At 71.7% G+C, this 13,845-nt stretch carries 8 protein-coding genes and 1 tRNA gene; 4 read left to right on the top strand and 5 right to left on the bottom strand.

What is annotated here, in order from left to right; genetic code table 11:
• Positions 1–190 precede the first annotated feature (190 nt).
• The 3 genes from pulA to U3649_RS08610 all read left to right on the top strand — a co-directional run bounded on the left by pulA (position 191) and on the right by U3649_RS08610 (position 4,447).
• Positions 191–2,869, top strand: coding sequence for a pullulanase-type alpha-1,6-glucosidase (gene pulA, locus U3649_RS08620; protein WP_407354420.1), 2,679 nt, complete (start codon positions 191–193; stop codon positions 2,867–2,869).
• 10 nt (positions 2,870–2,879) lie between these two features.
• Positions 2,880–3,785, top strand: a complete 906-nt coding sequence (locus tag U3649_RS08615) for an alpha/beta hydrolase (protein WP_407354419.1) — start codon at positions 2,880–2,882, stop codon at positions 3,783–3,785.
• A 65-nt stretch (positions 3,786–3,850) separates the two neighbouring features.
• Positions 3,851–4,447, top strand: a complete 597-nt coding sequence (locus U3649_RS08610) for a methyltransferase domain-containing protein (protein ID WP_407354418.1) — start codon at positions 3,851–3,853, stop codon at positions 4,445–4,447.
• 281 nt (positions 4,448–4,728) lie between these two features.
• Here U3649_RS08610 and U3649_RS08605 read toward each other — a convergent pair whose 3' ends face one another.
• The 3 genes from U3649_RS08605 to U3649_RS08595 form a co-directional block, all read right to left on the bottom strand.
• Entirely contained in the window at positions 4,729–5,364 is a 636-nt protein-coding gene (locus U3649_RS08605; protein WP_407354417.1) for a class I SAM-dependent methyltransferase, read from the bottom strand.
• Positions 5,361–6,326: an oxygenase MpaB family protein gene (locus U3649_RS08600; protein WP_407354416.1), complete on the bottom strand. Its 966-nt coding sequence runs from the start codon at positions 6,324–6,326 to the stop codon at positions 5,361–5,363. Before U3649_RS08600 ends, U3649_RS08605 begins: the two co-directional genes overlap by 4 nt.
• A 264-nt stretch (positions 6,327–6,590) precedes the next feature.
• Positions 6,591–9,251, bottom strand: coding sequence for an alpha-amylase family glycosyl hydrolase (locus U3649_RS08595; RefSeq protein ID WP_407354415.1), 2,661 nt, complete (start codon positions 9,249–9,251; stop codon positions 6,591–6,593).
• A 265-nt stretch (positions 9,252–9,516) separates the two neighbouring features.
• On the opposite strand from U3649_RS08595, the gene U3649_RS08590 reads away from it, so the two are divergent.
• Positions 9,517–12,228, top strand: a complete 2,712-nt coding sequence (locus U3649_RS08590; RefSeq protein WP_407354414.1) for a TonB-dependent receptor — start codon at positions 9,517–9,519, stop codon at positions 12,226–12,228.
• 173 nt (positions 12,229–12,401) lie between these two features.
• Here the strand turns inward: U3649_RS08590 and U3649_RS08585 are convergent, their stop codons facing one another.
• Positions 12,402–13,406 carry a transaldolase gene (locus tag U3649_RS08585; protein ID WP_407354413.1) on the bottom strand — a complete coding sequence of 335 codons (1,005 nt, stop codon included), beginning with the start codon at positions 13,404–13,406 and terminating at the stop codon, positions 12,402–12,404.
• Positions 13,407–13,582: 176 nt separating this feature from the next.
• A tRNA-Val gene (locus U3649_RS08580) sits at positions 13,583–13,657 on the bottom strand.
• Positions 13,658–13,845: the final 188 nt, after the last annotated feature.

The raw sequence follows: 13,845 nt of genomic DNA, 5'->3' as shown, positions 1-13,845 counted from the left end.
GCCGCGACCCCCTCGTAGAGCCGAGCTCGCTCGGCTGCTCTCGGCGCCGGAGCCGGCTCGAAAGCAGCGGAGCAAGCTCCGCTCTACGGGGCGAACGGGCGCTTCCGGGGCCGGTGCCGGTCGCCTCCTGGCCATTCTGCTCCTGGCGCTGTGCACGGGCGCGGGCCATGCCCGGGACGCCGCGCCGGCGATGCATGCGCAGGCCTGCGATGCCGCCGGTTTCCAGCAGGTCCTGCAGGCGGCGCCTGCCGGCCCTGCCGATGCGCGCGCGCACTGGCTGGACCGCCGGCTGCTCCGGTGGCCCGGCGCCATCGTCGGCGGCGGACAGCGGGTGCGGCTCCACCATTCCGCGGACGGGACCATCGTCGCCCGGCGTGGCGCCCGCGTGCTCGGCGCGGATGGCGCGCTCGCGCTGCAGACGTACGACGGCGGACTCCCCGCCGCGCTCGCCGAGCGCTTCCGTTTCCTGGAACACGGCGCCACGCTGGCGGTGCGCGACGAGGACGCGGCACGGCTGCCGGCGCTGCACACCGGCCAGCTGCTGCTGGTACGCGAGAACGCGGAAGGGCACGTCCTCGATGCCACCGCGCTGCAGGTGGCCGGCGCGCTGGACGACCTGTACGCCGCGGCCGAGGACATCGACGATTTCGGCGCGACGGTCGGACCCGACGGCACCCGCTTCCGGCTGTGGGCGCCCACCGCCCGCGCGGTCTCGGTCTGCCTGCACCGCGACGACCGCGCGCCCGCCGACGCCGTGCACCCGCTGCGGCGCGAGGCCGCCACCGGCGCCTGGTCGCTGGCGTTGCCGCAGGACCTGTCCGGCCGCCGCTACACCTATATCGTCGACGTGTTCGTGCGCGGCGTCGGCGTGGTCCGCAACCGCGTCACCGACCCCTACTCGGCCGGCCTCGGCGCCGACTCGCGCCGCAGCGTCGTCGTCGACCTCGACGCGCCGGCGCTGAAGCCGGACGGCTGGGACGATGCCACCGCTCCTGCGATCGCGGCGCAGACGGACATGGCGATCTACGAACTGCACGTGCGCGACTTCTCGCGCGACGACGCCAGCGTCGGCGAAGCGAACCGCGGCAAGTACCTGGCGTTCACCGAATCCGGATCCAACGGCATGCGCCACTTGCGCGCGCTGGCCGCCGCCGGCCTGACCGACGTGCACCTGCTGCCGGTGTTCGACCTGGCGAGCGTGCCCGAAGCCGGCTGCGTCTCGCCCACGATTCCCGACGCCGCGCCGGACAGCCCGGCGCAGCAGGCGGCGGTGATGGCCGTCGCCGCCGCGGACTGCTTCAACTGGGGCTACGACCCGCTCCACTTCAACGCGCCGGAAGGCGCGTTCGCCAGCGATACCGCCGACGCCGCGGCGCGCATCCTCGAGTTCCGGCGGATGGTGATGGCGCTGCACGCCGCCGGCCTGCGCGTGGGCATGGACGTGGTCTACAACCACACCAGCGCCTCGGGCCAGCACCCGCATTCGGTGCTCGACCGCATCGTCCCCGGCTACTACCACCGCTACGATGCCAATGGCGCCGTGGAGCGCTCGACCTGCTGCGACAACACCGCCACCGAACACCGGATGATGGCCAAGCTGATGATCGACTCGGCGGTGCTGTGGGCGCGGCACTACCGGATCGACTCGTTCCGCTTCGACCTGATGGGCCACCAGCCGCGGGCGGCGATGGAGCGGCTGCAGGCCGCCGTGGACGCCGCCGCCGGTCGCCCGATCCACCTGATCGGCGAGGGCTGGAACTTCGGCGAGGTCGCGGACGGCGCACGCTTCGTGCAGGCCTCGCAGCAGTCGCTGGCGGGCAGTGGCATCGGCACCTTCAGCGACCGCACCCGCGATGCGGTCCGCGGCGGCGGGCCCGCGGACCGCGGCCGGGCGCTGCTCGCCGAACAGGGCTGGATCAACGGCCTGGTCTACGACCGCAACCCGCACGCGCCGGAGCGGCCGCTCGAAGACCTGATGCGCGGCGCCGACCTGGTCCGCGCCGGCCTGGCCGGCACCCTGCGCGACTACGCGATGACCGCGTACGACGGCGCCCGGAAGACACTGGCGGAGATCGACTACGAGGGCCAGCCCGCCGGCTATGCCTCGCAGCCGGGCGAGGTGGTCAACTACGTCGAGAACCACGACAACCAGACCCTGTTCGACATCAACGTCTTCAAGCTGCCGCCGGACACCTCGCGCGAGGACCGCGCCCGGGTGCAGATGCTGGGCGCGGCGGTGACCGCCTTCAGCCAGGGCATCGCCTACTTCCACGCCGGTCTCGAGACGCTGCGCTCGAAGTCGCTGGACCGCAACAGCTACGACTCCGGCGACTGGTTCAACCGCATCGACTGGACCCTGCGCGACAACCACTTCGGCAGCGGCCTGCCGCCGGCGCCGGACAACCGCGAGGACTGGCCGCTGATGCGCCCGCTGCTGGCCGACCCCGGCATCGAACCCGGCCCGGACGAGATCCGCCTCGCGCGCGGCATGTTCCTGGACCTGCTGCGCATCCGCGCCAGCACGCCGCTGTTCCGGCTGCGCAGCGCGGAGGAAGTCTCGCGTCGGCTGAGTTTCCCGAACAGCGGTCCGGCGCAGAATCCGCGCGTGATCGCCGGGCACCTCGACGGCACCGGGCTCGCCGGTACCGGCTTCGCCGAGGTGCTGTACTTCATCAACGTCGATCCCGCGGCGCAGACGCTCCACCTGCCGGAACTGCGCGGCCGGGACTGGACGCTGCACCCCGTGCACCGCACGCCCGGTGCCGCCGACACGCGTCCGGCCAGGCAGGCGCACTACGATCGCGACAGCGGCCGGTTCACCCTGCCCGGCCGCACCGCGCTGGCCTACGTCGTCGAACATGCGCCGTAGAGGCAACCCCGTGTTGCGGTTCGTCCTGGTCGCCATGCTGCTCTGCGCCTGCGCGCCGCTGCAGAAGACGGACCCGCCGCCGGCCGTCGCCGTCTCCTCGCCCGACGTCAGCGGGCACCTGCTGCGCCACGCCGCGTTCCCTTCACGCCACGTCGCCGCGCGCAACGTCGACGTCTGGCTGCCGCCCGGCTACGCGCGCGACCCGCAGCGCCGCTACCCGGTGCTGTACATGCACGACGGCCAGAACCTGTTCGATCCGGCCACCGCCTACGGCGGCGTCGAGTGGGGCATCGACGAGACGATGACCCGGCTGGTGGCCGACGGCGCCATCCGCCCGGCGATCGTGGTCGGCATCTGGAACACGCCGCAGCGCTTCGGCGAGTACATGCCGGCGAAGGCGGTGACCACGGACGCGGTGGCGACCGGGGTCGACGGCTTCGATCCGCTGCTGCGGGCGCAGGTGGTCTCCGACGCCTACCTGCGCTTCGTGGTCGAGGAGCTCAAGCCCGCCGTCGACGCGGCTTATCGCACGCGCACCGGTCGCGACGACACCCTGGTCATGGGGTCGAGCATGGGCGCGCTGATCTCGCTGTACGCGGTCGCCGAGTATCCGCAGGTGTTCGGCGCCGCCGCGGCCGTCTCGACGCACTGGCCGGCCGCCGAAGGGGCGATGATCGACTGGTTGGCCGCGCGCCTGCCGGACCCGGCCACGCACCGGCTCTACTTCGACCATGGCACCGCCACCCTCGATGCCGGCTATGCGCCCTACCAGCGGCGCATGGACGCGATCGTGCGCGCTGCCGGATACGTGGACGGCGAGAGCCTGACCAGCCTGCGGTTCGAGGGCGCCGAGCACGCCGAAGGCGCCTGGCGGGCGCGGGCGCACCGGCCGCTGACCTTCCTGCTCGGCAGGTGATTCCGCGCCGGCGGCGCGACACGGCTATCATCGCCCGGACCGGACCGCACGCCGGATCGCCAGCGATGAAAGCGACCCTGCACGACGAACGCCTCGACCTGGTGACCGCCCTGCTGCTGCAGTCCGGCGCCGGCAGCGTGCTCGACCTCGGCTGCGGCGCCGGCCGCCTGCTGGCGCACCTGCTGCGGCATCCGCAGTTCGCACGGGTGACGGGCATCGACCTCAGCGCCGATGCGCTGGCGGTGGCCAGACACGAGCTGCAATCGCGGGCCGGGCCGTCGCGGTTGCAACTGATGCACGCCAACTGCACGCGTGCGCTGGACGGGCTGCCGTTCCACGAGGCCGCGACGATGGTGGAGACGATCGAGCATTTCGATCCGGGCGTGCTGTCGGCCGCCGAACGCGCGCTGTTCGCCTGTTACCGGCCGTACGTCGCGATCGTCACCACGCCCAATCGCGAATACAACCCGCTGCTGGGGCTGCCGGAGGACCGGCTGCGCGACCCCGATCATCGTTTCGAATGGGATCGCTCGCGTTTCCGCGCCTGGGCGGTCGGCGTGGCGCGTCGCAACGGCTATGCGGTGCGCGTCGGCGGCATCGGCGAGCCCGACGGCGAACTCGGTGCGCCCGGGCAGTACGCCTACTTCAGCCGGGACCGCTGATCGCGGATCGGGAGCTGGGAGCGAGAACGAAAAACGAGAAACGAGTGGGTACCCCCCCTTCCGGGAGTTCAATTCATCCCGACTTGCCCGGCCGCCTTCCAGTGGAAATGCTGATCCTGTGGGAGCGACGGAAGTCGCGACTGGCTGCCCGTACAGTCGCGACTTCCAGGCGACGGCATGCCCCGCCTCCGACGACGGCGCCCCACTCGTTCCTCGTTCCGGGTCGGGGCTGAAGCCCTTCCTACGGGAGCAACGGGCATGGAAGCGGGTGTCGGTCCGTCCTAGGCCTTGCGGAACAGCGCAATGTGCGGCGCCGGGCATTCCAACCGCCAGCGGTGGCGTCGCGCGATCCACTCCAGCGTGCCTTGCCGGTAGAAGCAGACATGGGTCGGATCGCGGGCGTAGCCCCAGGCGGCGAAAGGCCGTTCCGGCAACCGCCACTGCGTCATGAGGCCGAGCCAGCCCTGCGGCCGCAGCAGGTCGTCGAGGCGCGCGAACTCGGCCGCGGGGTCATGGAAATGCTCGGCCGTCTCGCTGCAGGCGATGAAGTCGTAGCGGCGTTGCAGCAATTCCGGATCGGCGGCGTACAGCGGGTCGTAAGCGACCGTGGGAAAACCGCGCGCCGCCAGCATCGCCGGCAACGCCGGACCTGGACCGGCGCCGTAGTCCAGCCCCCGCATCCCCGGCCGCAGCCGCGCCGCCAGCGGCTGCACGAGCCGGTCGAGGAAGGCGCGGTAACCGGCGTCGTCCGGGTCGTTGCGGTGCAGGTCGTACAGCGCGCGCTCGGCTGCCGCCGATGGCCTGTCCCCGGGAAGCATGGCGGTCAGCCCGCACTCGCCACAGACGGCATAGCGCCGCCCCTGGACCGAGGCTTCGGGCGCGCATGGCCCGGTGCCGCAGAGCGGACAGGCCGTCATCGGCGGGCGTTCTCTTCGCGAGCGGCCGGCACCGCCGTCCCGTCCGACCAACGGTGCAGGCGTTCGGGCTCGAGACCCACGCGCCGGCAGGCGCGCTGCGCCACGCCGTCGTTCAGCGCCGCGCGGAACAGCGGGCCCAGGCCCCGCAACGTGCCCGCCGCCGCGGCGTCGCGGGCACGCTGCAACCGGCCACGGCCGAGCATCGCGTGCGCCCACTCCGGCAACAGCGCGGCCCCCGCGCCCAGGAACAGCTCGCGCGACAGCCCCGCCGCCGGCACCGGCAGGCGGATCCGCGAGAGCACGGCGAGCACCTCGCGCGAGCGTGCGTCGCAGGCGAGCTCGCCGCGCACCCGGGCGAAGTAGTCGCACACCGCGGCCTCGGACGCGGGCACCGCCCGCGCGCCCAGCGCTTCGGCGACGCGGCGCGCCTCGGCGTAGTAGCGGTCGGCGGCGCCCGCAGGCAGCGGGTCGCGGCAATAGCGGCGGTAGCCCTGCAGGAACCCGTAGCTCTCGGTGACGTGCACCCAGGTGAGCAGGTCGGGATCGTCGGCGGCGTAGCGGCGCCCGTCCGGCAGCACGCCGCGCACGCGCGCGTGGATGGCGGCGACGCGCGCGATCAGGTGCTCTGCCTCGGCGCGGCCGGCATAGGTGGTGCCGGCCACGAAGGCAGTGGTGCGGCGCAGGCGCCCGACCAGGTCCTCGCGGAAGTTGGAATGGTCCCAGACGCCGGCCAGCGCCCGCGGGTGCAGCGTCTGCAGCATCAGCGCGCACAGGCCGCCGGAGAGCATGCCGGGGAAGTCGGCATGGATGCGCCAGGTGACGCTGTCCGGGCCGAACAGGCCGGGGTCGCCGGGCGGATGGTCGTAGTCGATGCCGCTCTGCCCGCGCGGGAACGCGCTCAGCACCCAGTGGCGGATGCGGGCGGTGGCGGGAGCGGCGAGTGCGCGGAGCCGGGCGTCCATGCGGCCATGCTAGTCGCATCGCCCGCAACCGGGAGGGAACGTGCGGTGACCGCTTCGATGCGTCGCGACTCCCGTCGCTCCCACAAGGAGCGATGCGCTTGTGGGAACGACCTTGTGGGAGCGACGGAAGTCGCGACAGCTACCGGCGCCCGCACCCGATCCGCTCTGTGCAACGCCCGGGCCGCTCCATTCGCGACCACTTCCGATTCGCGGCGAACCGGGACAAGTCGCGACTTCCGTCGCTCCCACAAGGAACGGCGCGCATCAGGGCAGGACGATCACCGGGGTATCGTCCATGATCCGCGGATCATCGGCCTCGCCACCGCCGAAGCCGGCGGACCCCGCCTCGGGCGCGAGCGGGCGATAGCCGCCGTCGTAGTCCCAGGTGGCGACATAGAGCCTCGTCCCGGACAGGGACATCGGATCGCCGAGCGCGCCGGCGGGCAGCGTGAAGGCGACGGTGCGGGCTTCGCGGTCGACGGCGATGCCGGCGCCCGGCGTGACCGGCGTGCCCTCATCCGTCGCGTTCGCGCCCTCGGCCGAGAACAGCACGTTCGACCAGCCGTGCGCCCGCAACCGCCGGTGCCAGCGCATGCCGTCGGGCAGGCGCGCGTGCTGTTGCGGCATCGCCGCGACACCGCCGTCGAGGCCGGGCAGCTGCAGGAACAGGGTGAAGGCGACATGGTCGAAACCATTGGCGGGATTCCAGGCATTGCCGAGGCCGTGCATCGTCAGCTCGACCCGCAAGGCGCCGCCGGCACCCAGGACCCGCACGCGCTCGATGTCCGCGGGGCGCAGCTCGCGCCAGCCCGGACCGGACGGATAGACGTAACGGCCGGTGGGGCCGGCGTCGTCGCCGCGAGGATCGGTGATGTCGGCCAGCTCCCGCCAGTCGAGATCGGCGTAGAAGGTCTGCGCCGTCGACACCGCGCCACTGGCGGGGTCGCGCGCGACCAGGCGATGCACGACCGCAGGATCGGTCATGCCGCCGGTGGCCACCGGCGCACGCCAGCGGCCGTCGGCAGCGACCGGCACCATGGCCGCACGCGCGAGGTCGCCATCGATCACCAGCTGCACCTCGTCGGTGCCCGGCGCCATGCCCTGCACGGTGAAGTCCCCGCGCGCCGGTCCCGGCGGCAGCGGTTCCACGACGGGCGCAGCGGCCGGTTCCGGCACGGCGGCGGTCTCGTCGGCCACCCGCCATACCAGCCCGCTGCGCGGCGGCAGCACGCGGGTGAGGCGGCCGTCGCGGCCGACCACCGCGTCGTCCGGCACGCCGTCGAGCGCGAACAGGCCGCGCAGTACGGTGCCGGCGGGCAAACCGGTGTCCAGTGCGTCGAGCAGCACCGGCGCATCGGCGGTGTTGAACACCACCAGCGCGCTTTCGCCGGCGTGATCGGTGCGCCAGGCCAGCGCGCCGGCGCCGGCGGCGTTGTCCGCCAGCATCGTCGGCGCGCCGCGCGAGAACAACGGATGCGCGCGGCGCAGCGCGATTGCACGCTGCAGGTAGCGGTACAGCGGCGCTTCGCGATCGAAGCGGTCGCGGCCGCCGCTGCCGTAGCCGCCGGCGAACATCGCCGCGCGCTGCCCGGTGAAGCCCTGCTCGGTGCCGTAGTAGATCACCGGAATCCCCGGCAGGGTCAGCATCGCCAGCAGCGCCTGCCGCAACGCGGGCTCGCCGGCGCCGGCGAGGAAGCGGTCGACGTCGTGGTTGTCGATGAAACTCGGCATCCGCCAGGGATCGTCGTGCAGCGCCATCATCGACTCGATCCGGTGGCGCAGCTCCGCCGTGGGCCGGCCGCGGGCGAGGACGTCGCCGAGCGTGCCGTAGAGCGGGAAGTTGATCATCGACGGCAGCCCGCCGGGCACGCGCATGTAGGCGTCGAGCTTGCGCGCCTGGGCCTCGTCGAACGGCTTGTCGGCGCCGAAGCCTTCGCCGAACGACAGGAAATCCTCGCGCCCGGTCGCGCGCGCCACGCGCACCGCGCCGGGTGCCTCGGCATCGTCGGCGTGCAGGAAATCGGGGAAGAAATCCTCGGGCACGTGGAACGCGGTGTCGACGCGGAACGCATCGACGCCGACCTCGCGGATCCAGTGCCCGTAGCTGTCGCGCAGCGCCGCGCGCACCCGCGGGTTCTCCGTGTTCAGGTCGTCCAGCCCGGCCAGCGCGAACTCCAGCTCCTGGCGGCGATCGCCGAAATCGGCGATGTCCGGCGTCCAGTGGTAGATCGCCTCGGCGCGCTGCGCCGGGTCGCGCGGGTCGTTGCGGTCGAACGGCGGCTGCGTCGGCGCGGTGCGACCGCGGGCGTCGGGGATCAGCTCGAAATGTCGGGTGGGATCGGCCTCGTCCCAGCCTTCGCGGTAGGCGAAGAAGTTGGCGGTGTGGTTGACCACGACGTCCTGCACCAGGTACATGCCGGCGCCGTGCAGCGCGCGCGACAGCGCCCGATAGTCCTGCAGCGTGCCGAAGTGCGGATCGACGGCCTTGAAATCCTCGGCCCAGTAGCCGTGATAGCCGCCGTAGCGCGTGGCCGTGTTCCACCACTGGTGGGCGACCGGCGGCGTGATCCAGACCGCGGTGGCGCCCAGGTCGCGGATGTAGCCGAGCCGCCGCGCGACGCCGCGCAGGTCGCCGCCGCTGTAGCGGGCGCCGTCGGCGGGATCGTATTCGCCGACGCCCTGGTCGTTGTTGCCGGGATCGCCGTCGTCGAAGCGGTCGATCATCACGAAGTAGATCACCTGGTCGCGCCAGTCGGGCGACGGCACGTGCAGCCCGGCCGCCTCTTCGGCCGCAGCCGGGAAAGACAGCGCCAGCCCGAAGACAGCCAGTGCGCAGCGGCGGACGAGCGCATGCCTCTTGCGACGCGGCGCGGTGCCACGGCATGCGGCGCGGGATTCGTGGTTCGCGGCGGAAAAGCCTCGCATGGGCGCTCCTGGGATCCGGTCGGCATCGATGACGACACCGGTTACCGCGGCGACGGTCGCCGTACACGGTGGAGGTTGCCGATCCTGCATCACCCGTCCCTGCGGAGGCCATGAATACGTATGCAGGGAAGCGTGCGCGGTGAAAGCGGGGACTACCATGGCCGCGACACCGAAAAACCCGCCTTTCCGCCGGACAGATCCGCAAGGACGCCACGGAAGGGACGGCGCCACGAACCGCGATCCGCACCACCCTTAGGGAGGGGAGATGAAGCTCGAACGCAACCTGCTGAGCGTTGCACTGTCGTCGGCGATGCTGATGTTCGCCGCCAACGTGAACGCGCAAGCCGCCGACGAAGACGACACCCCGGCACAGGCCGCCGCACAGGGCACCCGCGCCGGCGGCACGGAGGCCGTGGACCTCGACCGCGTCACGGTGACCGGCATCCGCCGCGGCATCGAGAACGCGATCGAGACCAAGCAGAGTTCCACCTCGATCGTCGAGTCGATCTCCGCCGAGGACATCGGCAAGCTGCCCGACATCAGCATCGCCGAATCGATCGCGCGCCTGCCGGGCCTGGCGGCGCAGCGCGTCGCCGGCCGCTCGTCGACGATCAGCATCCGCGGCCTGGCCGAGAACTTCGGCACCACCCTGCTCAACGGCCGTGAGCAGGTCAGCCTGGGCCACAACCGCGGCGTCGAGTTCGACCAGTACCCGTCGGAACTGATCAACGCCGTGGTCGTCTACAAGACGCCGGACGCCTCGCTGGTCGGCCAGGGCCTGTCGGGCACGGTCGACCTGCAGACGGTGCGGCCGCTTTCGTTCGGCGAGCGGGTGATCACCTTCAACGCCCGCGCCGAGGAGAACTCGCTGGGCGAACTGAATCCCGGCTACGACGACCGCGGCTACCGGATCAGCGGCTCCTACATCGACCAGTTCATGGACGGGCGCCTCGGCCTGGCGGTGGGCTACGCGCGCATGGACTCGCCCGGGCAGGCCAACCGTTGGGAGTCCTGGGGTTATCCGACCGACACCGCCGGCAATTTCCTGCTCGGCGGCAGCAAGTCGCAAGCCTCCTCGGTCGAGAACGTCCGCGACGGCCTGATGGCGGTGGTGGAGTTCAAGGCAAACGACCACTGGACCTCGATCCTCGACGCCTACTACTCCACCTTCGACAAGTCCGAGACCCTGCGCTTCATGGAAACCGGCCTGGCCTGGGGCGCCGGCACCGTGCTGAGCAACGCGGTGGTCGAGGACGGCCAGGTGGTCAGCGGCACCTTCAGCGGCGTGCGCCCGGTGCTGCGCAACGACCGCAACACCCAGGAGGACGAACTGCTGGCGGTGGGCTGGAACAACGCCTTCGAGTTCGGCGAGCGCTGGTCCGGCGTGGCCGACCTGAGCTACTCCAAGGCCGAGCGCAAGGAGATGCTGCTGGAGACCTATTCCGGGCTCGGCAGCGCCGGCAACGACCGCACCGACGTGGTCGACTTCGTCATCGACCGCTCCTCCGGCCTGCCGACCTTCACCTATCGCGAGGACTACACCGATCCCTCGAACCTGGTGCTGACCGACCCGGGCGGCTGGGGGCAGGAAGGCTTCATCAAGTTCCCCGAGGTCGAGGACCGGCTCGCATCGCTGCGCCTGGGCGCCGAACGCCGGTTCGACGCCGGGATCTTCAGCAGCGTGGAGTTCGGCGTGAACCACGCCGACCGCGAGAAGACCCGCCACAGCGGGCTGGAGGCGTTCCTGCGCCTGCCCGACGGCGAGGTGCCGATCCCGGCGGACGCGCTGACCGCGCCGGTCGACCTCGGCTTCACCGGCATCCCGGGCAGCATCGGCTACGACACCGGCGCGGTGCTGCCGCTGTACGTGATCGACGAGCACAGCCATTCTGACATCCGCAACAAGAACTGGACCGTGGAGGAGAAGCTCTCCACCGCCTACGCGCAGTGGAACCTCAACACCGACGTCGGCGAGGTCGCCCTGCGCGGCAACATCGGCGTGCAGCTGGTGCATACCGACCAGAGCTCGACCGGCTTCGTGGTGCCGTTCGGCGATGCCGACGCGCCGATCCCGATGAGCGGCGGCGCCACGTACAACGAGGTACTGCCCAGCCTCAATCTCTCGTTCGGCTTCCCTTCCGACCAGATGCTGCGCTTCGCCATCAGCCGGCAGATGGCGCGGCCGCGCATGGACGACCTGCGCGCCAACCGCAACATCAGCATCCGCACCGACCGCGATCCGAATGGCCAATGGACCGGCGACGGCGGCAATCCCGAGCTCGAACCGTGGCTCGCGACTGCCCTGGACATCTCCTACGAGAAGTACTTCGGCGGCCGCGGCTACTTCTCGCTGGCTGCTTTCCACAAGGACCTGCACAGCTACATCTTCAAGCAGACCGTCACCGACCACGATTTCAGCGCGTTCGATCCGCGCGGGTTCGACCCGGTCTCCGACCTCGGCGAGTTCACCACGCCCGAGAACGGCCAGGGCGGCGAACTGTACGGTTTCGAGGCCGCGGTCTCGGTCCCGCTCGACATGCTGTGGCAGCCGCTGGACGGCTTCGGCGTGATCGCCAGCTACTCGAAGACCAAGAGCTCGATCCTGCCGGAAGGCCCGGACGGCCCGGACCGGCCGATCCCCGGCTTGTCCGAGCACGTCTCCAACGTCACCCTCTACTACGAGCGCCAGGGCTTCTCCACCCGGGTGAGCCGGCGCAGCCGTTCGCCGTTCATCGGCGACGTGGTCGGCTTCGGCGGCGACCTGGGAACCCGCTACATCGGCGCCGAGGACATCGTCGACTTCCAGGTCGGCTACGCCTTCGCCGACGGCACCCGCCTGCAAGGGCTGTCGGTGCTGCTGCAGGTGAACAACCTCACCAACGAGGAGTACCGGGAGTTCTACTTCGACAACGGGCTGGCGCAGACCTACAACGAGTACGGCCGCCAGGTGCTGCTGGGCCTGAACTACAAGTTCTGACGAGGACCCATCGGGGAGCAGGTACCCGTGTGGGAGCGACGGAAGTCGCGACTCCGCGAGCTGCCGGTCGCGACTTCCGTCGCTCCCACAAGAGCGGCTGCCGGGCGTCGGTCGCGACGTCCGGCGACCGCACCTCGCCGCCACTCCCACGAGAGTGGCGGCACTTTCCGGCGCTACCCGGCCGCCAGCCTGCCCGCGACGCGCTCGCGCAGCGCGCGCAGGTCGGCGGCGAAGATCGCCACGCCCTCGTCCAGCTTCTCGCGCGCCATCTCGTCCTGCGCCAACGCGGCGGCGAAGGACTCGCGGTCGACCGCAGGCGCGGCGTCCGCCTCGACGGGCACGGGCGAGAGCCGCCGCGGCACCTCGCCATCGGCGGCATCCAGTTCCTCCAGCAGCGCCGGCGAGATCGTCAGCCGGTCGCAGCCGGCCAGCGCCTCGACCTGCGCGGTGGAGCGGAACGACGCGCCCATCACCACCGTCTGCAGGCCGCGGCGCTTGAAGTCGCGGTAGACGCCGCGCACGAAGTTCACGCCCGGATCCTCGTCGACCGCGAACGCGCGTCCCTCGTGCGCCACGTACCAGTCGAGGATGCGGCCCACGAACGGCGAGATCAGGAACGCGCCGGCCTCGGCGCAGGCCAGCGCCTGGGTGCGACTGAAGATGAGGGTGAGATTGCAGTCGATGCCCTCGCCCTGCAGGACCCGCGCGGCCTCGACGCCGGCCCAGGTCGCCGCGACCTTGATCAGGATGCGCTCCGGCCCGAGCCCGTGCTCGCGGTACAGCGCCACGAACCTGCGCGCCTTGGCCACGGTGGCGGCGGTGTCGTGCGCCAGGTCGGCATCGACCTCGGTGGAAACGCGGCCGGGCACCAGTCCGGCCAGCGCGGCGCCGACCCCGACCGTCAGCCGGTCCACCACCTCCGCCGCACGCTGCCCGACGTCGCCGCCCTGAGAGGCCGCGCGCCGCAGCTCGCCCTCAACCAGCTCGGCGTACACCGGCAGCGCCAGCGCCTTGAGCACCAGGCTGGGATTGGTGGTGCAGTCGACCGGCCGCAGGCGGCGTACGGCCTCGTAGTCGCCGGTATCGGCGACGATCACGCTGTGCCGGCGCAGCTGCGCCAGCCGCGACTCGCCCGTCGCCGGCGGCGGCGTGTCGCGCGCCGTGGATGTCGTCGTCATCGTCCGCTCCCGTATGTGCCGGCAGACAGTCTAGCCTGCGGGCGCCGCGCCGCGGGGGGACGACGGCGCCCACGGACGCCGCCGGATCAGCGCCCACCGGCGACACGCCGGGTGGCCGAAACGCGAACGGCGCCGCCGTGAGGCCGCGCCGCTGCCTGGATCCCACCGATCGCCGGTGGTGGGCGGTACAGGGTTCGAACCTGTGACCCCTACCATGTCAAGGTAGTGCTCTACCGCTGAGCTAACCGCCCGGAGGCCTGCACGGAAGGCCGCGCAGGGCCGCGAATTCTACCCCGGCGCTCCGCCCGCCACAACCGCGCCAGATCGTCTTTTCCGTTGCGGCGAGACAAGCCCCCGTCGCCACGGGCGGTGCGAATGAATAGCCGAGCCCACTACGACGGACCGGCACCTCGCTTCTTTGACTTGAGGCGCGGGCTTT

It is taken from the genome of Luteimonas sp. R10, assembly GCF_045689605.1.
In the GTDB taxonomy this organism is placed as follows: Bacteria; Pseudomonadota; Gammaproteobacteria; order Xanthomonadales; family Xanthomonadaceae; genus Luteimonas.
This window is presented reverse-complemented; position numbering and strand designations above follow the sequence as displayed.